The following is a 12,099-nucleotide window of genomic DNA, read 5'->3' on the forward strand; positions in this document are numbered from 1 at the left end:
TATTACAAAGTTATACATTAACCATATAAGGCATATAAGTTTTTTTTAAGAAAATAAGTATTACCAAAGATGGAATTCATTTAGTAAATGTATAACACCAATTAGAATAAAAGCTACGCCAGCAGCATATCCTTTGAATTTTATACTAAACAATTTACTTTCTGGCATTTTGGATACATACCTAAATATAAAAACACCAACAGTTATAAATATCAGACTTTGAGCAATAATTTTCCAAAATATTACTGAATCCATAACTATTTAAATTATAATTAATCTTAAAAAAACTTATATGACTTATATGGTAAAAAATTTTAGTTGATAATATCAAAACCACAGTACGGACGCAATACTTCAGGTATTACGATCCCTTCTGGAGTTTGGTAATTTTCTAAAATTCCCGCAAGAACTCTTGGCAAAGCCAATGAACTTCCGTTTAGTGTGTGTGCCAATTGGTTTTTTCCGTCTTTGTCTTTGAAACGTAATTTCAAACGATTGGCTTGAAAAGTCTCAAAATTAGAAACAGACGAAATTTCTAACCAACGGTCTTGTGCTGTAGAAAAAACTTCAAAATCATAAGTCAAAGCCGATGTAAAACCCATATCGCCACCACAAAGGCGTAAAATTCTGTATGGTAATTTTAATTCGTTTAGAATTTCTTTTACGTGTTCCACCATTCCATCCAACGCTTTGTAAGAGTTGTCAGGATGCTCCACGCGTACAATTTCGACTTTATCAAATTGATGCAAACGATTCAATCCACGAACGTGTGCACCGTAAGAACCTGCTTCTCTTCGGAAACATGGTGTATATGCAGTTGTTAAAACTGGTAATTCGTTTTCGCTCAAGATTACATCTCTAAACAAATTCGTCACTGGAACCTCAGCCGTAGGAATTAAGTACAAATCATCCGTTTTGTCATGGTACATTTGCCCTTCTTTGTCTGGCAATTGCCCAGTTCCATATGCCGAAGCTTCGTTTACCATATGAGGAACTTGCACTTCATTGTAACCTGCTGCTGTGTTTTTGTCTAAAAAATAATTGATCAAAGCACGCTGTAATCTTGCCCCTTTACCTTTATAAACAGGAAATCCTGCACCCGTAATTTTTACTCCTAACTCAAAATCGATGATGTCGTATTTTTTTACCAATTCCCAGTGTGGTTGTGCACCTTCGTGTAAAACTGGAATCTCCCCTTCTTCAAAAACATTTAAGTTTTCTTCTGGTGTTTTTCCCACAGGAACAATATCAGCAGGAAGATTGGGTAAAGTGTATAGTTTTTCTAAAAGTTCGGCTGCAAACGCATCAGCTGATTCAGCCAAAACTTTGCTTTTCTCTTTTAGTAAAACTGTTTTTTCTTTTAAGATTGCGGCTTTTGATTTCTCTCCCGCTTTCATCAATTCACCAATGTCTTTGGATAATTTATTAGATTCAGATAAAATTCCGTCTAATTCTACTTGTGTAGCACGACGTTTTTCATCTAATTGAACAACTTCTTCAACTACGCTAGTGGCATCCATATTTCTTTTTGCCAAAGCGGTGATTACTTTTTCTTGATTCTCTCTAATAAATGCGATTTGTAACATAGCTTGATTTTATTAATCTTCTTTTATATAATGGAAGCAAATTTAAGGAAATGTTTAATACTATTGGGACAAAAAATTAGTCAAAAGTTGAAAGTCGAAAGTCATAAAGTCAATCACTAGGAAACAACCTTATTTAATTACCCTATTATTTAATGTTGAAAAGACAATTGAGTGCAACACAAAGCACCTTTAAGACTTTTGACTTGCGACTTTTGACTTGATTTACGCTCTTTTGATCTCATGACCTACAAATTCCTCCAAAACTGCAAACATATCATCTACTGAAAGCACTTCTATATCTGGATGGGATTTTAAAAAATTAGCGTTTAAAGTCACTAAATCTTCTTCGATTGTTGCAAATGATGGTGTGTTTAAAACATCTCGTGTTGGGTTAACGCCTTCTAGTTTTCCTTTGAGGAATTTATCTCGTTTTACACTGCTCATTAATTTAGCTTTCTTGCTTTGTAATTGAAAAAACTCCAAGTGCTTGGTGGCACCAACCAAAGCCAAACCTTCTTCTACTAATTCATTTAATTCTCTATTCCAGCCTGAATTGTATACAAATTGCCCAAAATTACCTTCAGTGCATTGGGCATTATAATAATCTAAATAATAACTCATAATGGCATCTTCGTGAATCAAATCATCCTCCATTTTTTCTTCGCGCATTAAGTTGATTACCGAAATATTAGAATTGACAACGTCTTGAGGGTTTTCGCTAGCTGCTGCCGTTGCTGAAATAATTATTTTACCAAATTCCATAGGTTTTGTGTTTGAATATTTGGTGCAAATTTCAGTTAAATTATCACAGAAAAGAAATCCAATGTGATTTATATGCTACCAGATTCGTCACTACTCTTTTTCTGATTTATTTTTGTAACTAATGCTTTCAAACGAACTGCTTTTTCTTTTTTTTCTTCTTGAAGTTTAGCCTTTTTACGATTGAGCAATTTGGTATGTAAAGCCTTATTTTTGGTGTTCTTTTCGGGTCCTTTTGCCATGGTTTATTTTTTTTAGCCGTTTTTATACAAAGTATATTCACTATCTAACTTTTTTGAATAGTTTTTTAATTCTCTAATTGAGTTTAAAACAAAACTATTATTAGGCTCAACAGAATACCAAAAAAAAAGGTAACCAAGTAGTCTTTCTAAATATATAGGATCATATGATTTTATATGTTTCTGATGAACAAACAAACCTTTTGTTAATACAAAATGAATATTTTTTCTTACTTCTCTTTTTGTTTTTTTGGGGATTGTTAATTTACCCGATGATATAGAGATTCCAGTAATAATTTTTTGTTTTTTTTCGGATAGCAATTTTGTTTTATCTGCTTTTACAACAAAACCTTCTTCTTTAACTATTTTTTCTATGTAAGAAATCAATTTATAAGGTATTGTCTCTCCCGAAAAAGTAAAATCATCAGCATATCTTGTGTATTTTAAATGGAATTTATTAGCAAATCCATTTAATCTATAATCAAGTCTTTTTGCAATTATGTTGCTCAAAGTTGGACTCGTTGCAGCACCTTGAGGAAGTTCTTGATTGGAACAACAAATTGAAGCTAAATAATATGATATTTTTTTAGTATAACCTAAATTTCTGAATATTGAAATAATTCTATTTATTTTAATTGATGGAAAAAAATTCTCAATATCCATTTTTAAAAGGCATTTTTGGTTTAAATGTTCTTTTGCATTATCTACGATAGATACATTTTTCACAAACCCTTTTGAGCTTGTGTGTAATGGTTGCTGTATTAAAATGTTTTCATAAATCCATCTTTGTGCATGAAGTAACACTGGATATGGAGCTGATATCTGACGACTTCCTCCATTTCTCTTTGGTATTTCAAAATTGTAATAAAACGAGCTAGACTTCATTACTATACTAGCTAAAATCTCTTTTTGAATACCTAATAACTCAGCCAGATGATTAAAATCAATAATGACAGGAGCATTATGCACAATTATATTTTGAACATATAGTGTTAATGCTTCTTGTGATTTCTTACCTCTTATATTTTTAGTAATAAAATCACTCCATTTTGCTATTTCGATTTGATATTCTTCTGTCATTTTGAAAAAAAAGAGGATGAAAAAACTACTTTCAATGAAATTTATTCCTTCTACTAAATTCTACGTAGTAGATTTAGTAGTGTAATTCCGTTAGGAATTACACTAGAGTGGGCTTTTTCTGCCCACTCTAGTGTGGTTAACTGTAGCGTTATTCTACGAGGCGAATACACCTCAACGTGCTAGTTTCATTTTCCATCCTCAATATTTTTAAATATTTCTTTATCTATGTTTTTTCTTTCTGGTATGTAAAATTGGTTGATTTTCAACGATTTTTGTTTCATTTTTTCCGGAATCCTTTTCCAGTATTTTGATTTTTCTTTTAAGAATAATTCTCTTCTATTTCCAATTATCCATTTCCTACCGTTATCATTAAGTGTAACATTATCTTCATCAAGATGAATTAATCCCGCATCTTTAAATTTTTTTAAAGTACGAGCTAATTGTGCTGGTGATAACTTATACTTCTTATGAAAAAAAAATAATTCTATTTTTTCATTTGCATAAAGCTCTTTAAGCAATTCTATGTCTTCACTATATAAATCCATCATATACGTCTAAACATGGTTTTTCTTGAATCTCCTCCTTTATAAAAGGGCCACCAAAATACAGGAAATACATTATTTGGTATGTTATTGGCTTCTAAAGCATATAATGCCTCTGATCTCTTATAACCAAAATTAGGAAGATTTTTTCCATGATATTGTTTTTTTAGTTTTTTTTCTAATTGTTCCATTGATTGTATCGCAGTCTCCCTTTTGCTTTCTTCAATTAGCTCACTTATACCTTTTTTTAACCAATGAACAGAATAATATTCCACATCCAAACTATCTAGAATTTTTTTTGAAAATTCCATAGCAGCAAGGCAAATTATTTTAATAGTAACGCCCTTTAAACCACGCTTTTTGATGGTCTCTTTTAAATATTTAAGCTTTCTGTCAATCGTATCTCCAGTTCCTATAAAATCGTCAACCAAAATAATATTTGAATTGTCAGAGATTTCATTTGCTCCTTTAGGTAATGAATTAAAAAAATTAGACTCTTTCCAATTAACAGAAAATTTATTCTTTAGTATTTGTATAATACTCTGAGAACCATCAGGCTTATCATCGCCACATGTTGCAACAAGAAAAGTATTCGCAGGTTTTAAGTCCCAAATTGATTCTATCTGATTTGAAAGATTTTTACTTGCTTCTATCAACTTTCGTCCATCAATAAAAGAAAAATTCTTAATCAGATGTTCAATTAAACTTTTTTGTTCAATATTCTCAGAAAGACACCATAAATCAAATAGGGCTTCAGGTTCATAGGTTAGCCATTCAAATTCCATATGAAGTTGAGTCAGCTTAAGAAAATCTTTAGAATCTATTGTATTATTTGCCCTATTTATTATCAACTCACTCATTCATATTTTTGTATGGGATATATGTGTCATAAAATCGTACAAAAAATATATAGTCTAAAGTAGATCTGTTTGACAAATTTCAAATTTAATTATTTTTTATAATAAATATGAAAATATCTTACAAAAATATTCAATTCTATTGATTTTGTCTTTATTGAAGCTAACTTTATTAAGGTTACCTTATTGATAAGATTCTTCGTTCCTTTGAATGACAAAAATATGTATATAAAATGCAATCTTAAAAATATCAATTATTATGAAAACCCAAATCCTTAGCCGCAAAAGTATTTAGATTCTTTATCTATTTTTCATCAATAAAAAAATTACATTGTGTAACTTTTATTTACAGCGAAGTTCAGTGAACATATTTGCAACCTATAGCGAGACATTATAGATTCAGCGAAGCTAAATAGCTTCAAATAAAATTGGATTCCTTATTTTTGCAGCTCGTTCTGAATTAATTTCAGAATCTAAAAATAATTTTATGATACAGAATCCAAAAAGATATACGATTACAGCGGCATTGCCGTATACGAACGGACCGATTCACATTGGTCATTTGGCGGGTGTTTACGTGCCTTCGGACATATATTCCAGATATTTAAGATTGCAAGGAAGAGACGTTTTGTTTGTTTGCGGAAGTGACGAGCACGGTGTGGCAATTTCTATGAAAGCGAAAAAAGAAGGAATTACTCCTCAGGAAGTAATTGATAAATATGATGGCATTATTCGCAAATCGTTCTTAGATTTTGGGATTTCGTTTGATAATTATTCTAGAACTTCGGCTCAAATTCATCATGATACGGCTTCGGAATTCTTTACTACATTGTATGAAAAAGGTGATTTTATAGAACAAGTTACTGAGCAGTTGTATGATGCAAAAGCAGATCAGTTCTTGGCTGACCGTTTTGTAACTGGAACTTGCCCAAAATGTGGTAATGAAGAAGCATACGGTGACCAATGTGAGAAATGTGGTTCTACACTAAACGCAACGGATTTAATAAACCCAAAATCAACAATTACGGGAGAAACTCCTATTATGAAATCAACGAAACACTGGTTTTTACCTTTGGACCGTTACGAAGATTTCTTGAAAGAATGGATTCTTGTAGGACATAAAAACGACTGGAAACCCAATGTTTACGGACAAGTAAAATCGTGGATCGATGGCGGGCTTGAGCCTCGTGCAGTAACGCGTGACCTTGATTGGGGAATTGATGTTCCTGTTAAAGGTGCCGAAGGAAAAAAATTATATGTATGGTTTGATGCCCCAATTGGCTACATTTCTTCTACTAAAGAATGGGCTTTGCGCGAAGGAAAAGATTGGGAGCCTTACTGGAAAGATCAAGATACGAAATTGGTTCACTTTATAGGGAAAGACAATATTGTTTTTCATTGTATTATTTTCCCTGCGATGTTGAAAGCCGAAGGAAGCTATATTTTGCCAGACAATGTGCCAGCAAATGAGTTCCTGAACTTGGAAGGAAATAAATTATCGACTTCTAAAAACTGGGCAGTTTGGTTGCACGAATATTTGGAAGAATTCCCAAATCAGCAAGATGTTTTGCGTTATGCTTTGACATCAAATGCGCCAGAAACAAAAGATAATGACTTTACTTGGAAAGATTTTCAAGCAAGAAACAATAATGAATTGGTTGCCATTTTTGGAAACTTCATTAACCGCGTAGTCGTTTTGACTAATAAATATTACGAAGGAGTTGTTCCAAGCCCGAATACCTTATCAGAAGTGGATGAAGCAACTTTAACGGAATTGAAAGCCTATCCAGCAGTTATTTCAAGTTCTTTAGAGCGTTACCGTTTTAGAGAAGCGCTTGGAGAATTAATGAATGTGGCTCGTTTAGGAAATAAATATTTGGCCGACGAAGAGCCGTGGAAAATGATAAAAACCGACGAAGGTCGTGTTCAAACTCAAATGTATGTAGCACTTCAAATTGCTGCGGCTTTGAGTTCACTTTGCGAACCGTTCTTGCCTTTTACAGCAACAAAATTATCACGAATATTGAAAATCGAAAGTCCGTTGAGTTGGAGTACAATTTCAGAAACTTCAGATTTACTTCCGGGTGGACACCAAATAGGTGAAGCAGAATTGCTTTTTGCAAAAATTGAAGACGAGGAAATTCAGAAACAAATTGACAAACTAGAAGCGACTAAAACCGCTAATACTGCCGAAAACAAAAAAGCAGAACCACAAAAAGAAGCGATTCAGTTTGACGATTTTGCCAAAATGGATATTCGTGTAGGAACGATCTTGGAAGCAGAGAAAATGCCAAAAGCCAACAAATTGTTGATTTTGAAAGTGGATACTGGAATAGATGTTCGCACGATTGTTTCAGGAATTGCTGAAAGTTTTAAACCGGAAGATATCATTGGAAAGAAAGTCACTGTTTTAGTGAATTTAGCTCCAAGAAACTTGCGTGGTGTAGAAAGCCAAGGAATGATTTTGATGTCTACTAATACCGAAGGAAAACTGGTTTTTGTAAATCCAGATACTGATGGTGTTTCTAATGGAGAGACGATAAATTAAGAAAAAAGAAAAGTGTATAAACACGAATTTCACTATTTTTCACCAACTACACTGTGTAAATTAGTGAAATTCGTGTTTATATTAGTTAATAGCAAAAAGAATGACCAATGTAAAACCAAGATTAGCTTTAGTTTTCGGGATACTTTGTATTTCGATTTTCCCTATATTGATTAAACTCAAGCTGGCTCCTGGGTTAATTTCTGCATTTTACAGGATGGCAATTGCTGTTTCTTTGTTATTACCTTATGTGCTTGTCACTAAAAAATTTAAATTACCTGAGAAAAAAAACTTGATACTGGCAATCCTTTGTGGTGTTTTGTTTGCTTCGGATGTTGCGGTTTGGAATATTGCCATTCAGGAATCAAGTGCAACCCAAGCTTCTTTATTGACCAATTTGTCACCACTATGGGTGGGAATTATTTCTTATGTGTTTTTAAAAACCAAACCAGCTCTAAATTTTTGGATAGGAACTATAGTAGCCCTTTTTGGAATGGCGATGTTAGTGGGATTTAAATTCTTTCTGGAATTAGATTTTAACAATTCCTTTCTATTAGCTGTATTATCAGGAATTTTCTACTCCATCTATTTATTGGTTAGTAAAAAAGCACTGACTCATATAGATGTACTGTCCTTTATGACTATTAGTTTACTGGCATCCACTCTCTACTTAGCAGTAGTCTGCATCTGGATGAATGAGCCTTTTTCTGGGTTTTCAAATTCGGGTTGGTTCGTTTTATTGATTCAAGCCGTTGTTTGTCAACTGATGGCTTGGTTATCGGTTAGTTATGCAACCCAACACATGCGTCCCACAAGAGTTTCGTTGAGTTTATTGGGTCAAGCAGTTCTCACCTCTATTTTAGCTTGGGCGTTTTTAGACGAGAAAATTACAATCAATATGGTAATTGGTGGTATGATTTTGCTTTTGGGTATCCGAATTACTTTTTACACGAAAACCTTTTCAATAAAAAATATATTTAATAAAACAAAAGAGGATACCTCTTTGATAGCATAAAAACAATATGAAAAATTTAAAAGTAATAGCCTTCGACGCAGATGACACTTTATTTATCAACGAAACCTATTTTGATGAAACCGAAAAGAAGTTTTGTGGTTTGATGGAAGATTATTTATCGCATCAAGGAATTTCGCAAGAACTGTTTAAAGTGGAAATTGATAATTTAAAAATGTATGGGTATGGCATAAAAGGATACATCCTTTCTATGATTGAAGCGGCAATGAGAATTTCTAACAATACCATTCCAATAGAAATTATCGAAAAAATCATACAGTACGGAAAGGAATTGATTGAGAAACCTATTGTTTTATTAGACGGAGTTGAAGAAACCTTGGAAGCTTTACATGGCAAATACAAACTAGTTGTAGCGACTAAAGGAGATTTATTAGATCAACGCAGAAAATTACACAATTCTGGATTAGGGAAATACTTTCATCATATAGAAGTCATGTCAGACAAACAAGAAGTGGACTATCTTGATTTGATTAAGCGATTGGAAATAAAACCAGAGGAATTCATTATGATAGGGAACTCTTTAAAATCAGATGTTTTACCTGTTTTAGCGATTGGCGGTTACGCTGTTCACATCCCGTTTCACACTACTTGGGCTCATGAAAAAATTGATTATAAGGTGGAGCATACTAATTTTAATGCCTTTATTAGAATTTCAGATGTTTTAAAGACCATTTTATAAATAAAAACGCGTCTTTTTATAACTTTCCTAACTAAATCAAGTCACGAAAATTAATGTTTAACAATTTATATTCGCAAAAAAACAGGTAAAAAATTAGTAATAACCTAAGCATTCCCCGCAATTTACAGAATTAATGCTAATTATTACATAATTAACTGTTTGAAATTTCTTATTAAACATTATATCGTATTTTTGCCTAGAATTTAAAAATGAAAAAAAAATGAAAAAACTTATACTTACGTTAGTATTTGCTGCGGCATTTACAACAATGAGTGCTCAAACAGAGACAGAAAAGAGTACAAAAGACGATTACAACAAATGGTCAGTTGAATTAGCTGGAGGTCTTAACAAACCACAAAGACCAATGACTTCAGGTTATTATACTACACTAGTTAGCCCTTATGTTGCTGACCTTGGAGTTAGATACATGTTTAACAACAAATTTGGTTTAAAAGCTGACTTTGGTTACAACAGTTTCGAAGGAAAAAATAGTTCTAAAGACTTTAGTACTAAATACTACAGAGTTGATTTACAAGCAGTAGCTAACTTAGGAAGAATCATGAGTTTCGAAACTTGGACTAATACAATTGGTTTGTTAGGTCATGCTGGTTTTGGTTTAGCTCAATTAGAAGACCAAAACTCTGCTGTAAAAGACAGAATGGGTAACTTTATGGCTGGTGTAACTGGACAAATTAAATTATCTAACAGAGTATCATTAACAGGTGATTTTACAACTATTCTTAATGCTGCACAAGATCACACATTTGATGCTGCAACATTTCGTCCTCACCAAGGATTTCAAGGAATTCTTTTCAACGGTACAGTTGGTTTAACAGTTTACTTAGGTAAAAATGTAAAACATGCTGACTGGGTTATTGACAATGAAGATCGTTTAGACGGAATTGACGCAAAAATTGCTGCAATCGAGAACAAAATGCTTGATACTGACAATGATGGTGTAGCTGATTATTTAGATCAAGAGCCTAACACTGCTGCAGGTGCTTTAGTTAACACTAAAGGTGTATCAGTTGACGCAAACAACAATAATGTTCCAGATGACGTAGAAAACTACATCATGAAGAACTATACAAGTAAAACTGACAAATCTCCAATGTTAAGCAACAATGAATTAATCAAAAGCTTAATTAATGGTGGCTATGTTGCTACTTATTTTGATTTTAACAAATCTACACCAACAAATGTTTCTACAGAAGGTATCGATTTTATCTTAACTTACTTAAGAAACAATCCTACAGCTTCAGTTGATATTATTGGTCATGCTGACGAAATTGGAAGATCTGCTTACAATGATAAATTATCTAATGCAAGAGCTGCTAAAGTGAAAAGCATTTTATTAAAAGCTAATGTTGACGCTTCAAGATTGAACGTTATCGCAGCTGGTGAAGATAATTCAGTTGATAAAGATTCAGAATTAGCTAGAAAACTAGTAAGAAAAGTTACTTTCAGAATAAAATAATTTATTCTTAAATAAAATAAAAGCCCAAATCTAAAATTTAGATTTGGGCTTTTTTATTTAGAAGCCTTTTTTATAAGATCTCCTTTTTTTATATTTATGCTAATGCATTCTTTAAGTCTTCCAATAAATCTTCAATATCTTCTACACCTACACTTAAGCGTACTAAATCATCCGTAATACCTACTGCGGCACGTTTATCTTCAGGAATCGATGCATGCGTCATTAAAGCAGGATGATTTGCTAATGATTCAACACCACCTAATGATTCTGCCAAAGTAAATAGTTTAACTTTTTCCAAGAAATCAATTGAATCTTCTTTTTTACCTGAAACAAAATCAAAAGAAACCATTCCGCCAAAACCACTCATTTGCTTTTTAGCAATTTCATGAAACGGATAACTTGGTAGTCCTGTGTAATAGACTGTTTTTACTTTTGGATGATTATTTAAAAATTCAGCCACTTTTTCTCCGTTTTCACAATGCCTCTGCATTCTTAAGTGCAACGTTTTTATTCCCCTTAGAACTAAAAAGCTATCCATTGGCCCAAGAGTAGCACCTGTCGCAAATTGCTGAAAGTGCAATTGCTTCCCCAGTTCAGCTGTTTTAGTAATCAAAGCCCCAGCCACTACATCAGAATGTCCAGCAAGGTATTTTGTAGCCGAATGCATTACCACATCGGCACCTAAATCCAATGGACGTTGCAAATAAGGTGTAGCAAAAGTATTGTCTACTGCAAATAGAATATTATTAGCCTTAGTAATTTTTGCTATTGCAGCAATATCGGCTAATTTCATTAATGGATTTGTAGGTGTTTCAACCCAAATCATTTTAGTGTTTTCGTTAATTAATGATGTAACATTCTTCAAATCATTCATATCAACATAATGAAACTTAATTCCTGAATTATGATATATTTTAGTAAACATTCTATACGTACCTCCATATAAATCGTCCATTGTAATAATTTCGTCACCCGCTTTAAAAGAACGCAACAAACAATCAGTAGCTGCTAATCCAGATGAAAAAGCCAATCCTTTTGCTCCATTTTCAATACTTGCTAATGCTTCCTCTAAAGCTGATCTTGTAGGATTTGCAGATCTACTATATACATAATCACCAATTGGTTTGCCTGGGCTTGTTTGTGCATATGTCGAAGTTTGAAAAATGGGTGGCATAACTGCTCCAGTTGACGGATCATGATGTTGCCCTCCATGTATTGTTTTTGTATTGAATTTCATATCTTTAAATTTTACTGTTTTAATGGTTACTCAAACTTACCGCTAAAATTATTCCTGACAAGGAG

Annotated in this window: 12 protein-coding genes; 4 read left to right on the top strand and 8 right to left on the bottom strand. The window is 32.8% G+C overall.

The features are described from left to right. Positions 1-60: 60 nt before the first annotated feature. From AB3G34_RS13820 to AB3G34_RS13850, 7 genes are all read right to left on the bottom strand, one after another. On the bottom strand, positions 61-255 hold the full coding sequence (locus AB3G34_RS13820) for a hypothetical protein (RefSeq protein ID WP_369752776.1): 195 nt from the start codon (positions 253-255) through the stop codon (positions 61-63). 59 nt (positions 256-314) lie between these two features. Further along, the gene (gene serS, locus AB3G34_RS13825; RefSeq protein ID WP_369752777.1) at positions 315-1,586 is read right to left on the bottom strand and encodes a serine--tRNA ligase; all 1,272 of its coding nucleotides are present in this window, start codon (positions 1,584-1,586) and stop codon (positions 315-317) included. A 222-nt stretch (positions 1,587-1,808) separates the two neighbouring features. Beyond that, the gene (locus AB3G34_RS13830) at positions 1,809-2,348 is read right to left on the bottom strand and encodes a hypothetical protein (RefSeq protein ID WP_369752778.1); all 540 of its coding nucleotides are present in this window, start codon (positions 2,346-2,348) and stop codon (positions 1,809-1,811) included. 68 nt (positions 2,349-2,416) lie between these two features. Beyond that, a complete protein-coding gene (locus tag AB3G34_RS13835) occupies positions 2,417-2,587 on the bottom strand; it encodes a hypothetical protein (RefSeq protein ID WP_369752779.1) in 171 nt (56 codons plus the stop codon). 12 nt (positions 2,588-2,599) lie between these two features. Then, positions 2,600-3,664, bottom strand: coding sequence for a retron St85 family RNA-directed DNA polymerase (locus AB3G34_RS13840; protein ID WP_369752780.1), 1,065 nt, complete (start codon positions 3,662-3,664; stop codon positions 2,600-2,602). A 185-nt stretch (positions 3,665-3,849) separates the two neighbouring features. Continuing rightward, positions 3,850-4,212: a hypothetical protein gene (locus tag AB3G34_RS13845; protein WP_369752781.1), complete on the bottom strand. Its 363-nt coding sequence runs from the start codon at positions 4,210-4,212 to the stop codon at positions 3,850-3,852. Continuing rightward, on the bottom strand, positions 4,209-5,066 hold the full coding sequence (locus AB3G34_RS13850) for a phosphoribosyltransferase (protein WP_369752782.1): 858 nt from the start codon (positions 5,064-5,066) through the stop codon (positions 4,209-4,211). The genes AB3G34_RS13845 and AB3G34_RS13850 overlap by 4 nt, the downstream gene beginning before the upstream one ends. A gap of 484 nt (positions 5,067-5,550) precedes the next feature. On the opposite strand from AB3G34_RS13850, the gene metG reads away from it, so the two are divergent. The 4 genes from metG (at position 5,551) to AB3G34_RS13870 (ending at position 10,797) form a co-directional block, all read left to right on the top strand. Then, on the top strand, positions 5,551-7,611 hold the full coding sequence (metG, locus tag AB3G34_RS13855) for a methionine--tRNA ligase (protein ID WP_369752783.1): 2,061 nt from the start codon (positions 5,551-5,553) through the stop codon (positions 7,609-7,611). A 100-nt stretch (positions 7,612-7,711) separates the two neighbouring features. Further along, a complete protein-coding gene (locus tag AB3G34_RS13860; protein ID WP_369752784.1) occupies positions 7,712-8,623 on the top strand; it encodes a DMT family transporter in 912 nt (303 codons plus the stop codon). Positions 8,624-8,630: 7 nt separating this feature from the next. Next, positions 8,631-9,320 (top strand): HAD family hydrolase, encoded by a 690-nt coding sequence (locus AB3G34_RS13865; RefSeq protein ID WP_367755952.1) that lies wholly within the window; start codon positions 8,631-8,633, stop codon positions 9,318-9,320. Between the two features lie 220 nt (positions 9,321-9,540). After that, the gene (locus tag AB3G34_RS13870) at positions 9,541-10,797 is read left to right on the top strand and encodes an OmpA family protein (RefSeq protein WP_369752785.1); all 1,257 of its coding nucleotides are present in this window, start codon (positions 9,541-9,543) and stop codon (positions 10,795-10,797) included. 94 nt (positions 10,798-10,891) lie between these two features. Here AB3G34_RS13870 and AB3G34_RS13875 read toward each other — a convergent pair whose 3' ends face one another. Beyond that, entirely contained in the window at positions 10,892-12,058 is a 1,167-nt protein-coding gene (locus AB3G34_RS13875; protein WP_369754107.1) for a cystathionine gamma-synthase, read from the bottom strand. Between the last annotated feature and the right edge of the window lie 41 nt (positions 12,059-12,099).

Origin of the sequence: Flavobacterium sp. WC2409 (assembly GCF_041200085.1) — a bacterium.
Taxonomy (GTDB): Bacteria; Bacteroidota; Bacteroidia; order Flavobacteriales; family Flavobacteriaceae; genus Flavobacterium.

Excerpts from the sequence above, each read along its gene's own strand:
- AB3G34_RS13820 (WP_369752776.1), bottom strand. The coding sequence starts at position 255 with ATGGATTCAGTAATATTTTGGAAAATTATTGCTCAAAGTCTGATATTT.
- serS (WP_369752777.1), bottom strand. The coding sequence starts at position 1,586 with ATGTTACAAATCGCATTTATTAGAGAGAATCAAGAAAAAGTAATCACC.
- AB3G34_RS13830 (WP_369752778.1), bottom strand. The coding sequence starts at position 2,348 with ATGGAATTTGGTAAAATAATTATTTCAGCAACGGCAGCAGCTAGCGAA.
- AB3G34_RS13835 (WP_369752779.1), bottom strand. The coding sequence starts at position 2,587 with ATGGCAAAAGGACCCGAAAAGAACACCAAAAATAAGGCTTTACATACC.
- AB3G34_RS13840 (WP_369752780.1), bottom strand. The coding sequence starts at position 3,664 with ATGACAGAAGAATATCAAATCGAAATAGCAAAATGGAGTGATTTTATT.
- AB3G34_RS13845 (WP_369752781.1), bottom strand. The coding sequence starts at position 4,212 with ATGATGGATTTATATAGTGAAGACATAGAATTGCTTAAAGAGCTTTAT.
- AB3G34_RS13850 (WP_369752782.1), bottom strand. The coding sequence starts at position 5,066 with ATGAGTGAGTTGATAATAAATAGGGCAAATAATACAATAGATTCTAAA.
- metG (WP_369752783.1), top strand. The coding sequence starts at position 5,551 with ATGATACAGAATCCAAAAAGATATACGATTACAGCGGCATTGCCGTAT.
- AB3G34_RS13860 (WP_369752784.1), top strand. The coding sequence starts at position 7,712 with ATGACCAATGTAAAACCAAGATTAGCTTTAGTTTTCGGGATACTTTGT.
- AB3G34_RS13865 (WP_367755952.1), top strand. The coding sequence starts at position 8,631 with ATGAAAAATTTAAAAGTAATAGCCTTCGACGCAGATGACACTTTATTT.
- AB3G34_RS13870 (WP_369752785.1), top strand. The coding sequence starts at position 9,541 with ATGAAAAAACTTATACTTACGTTAGTATTTGCTGCGGCATTTACAACA.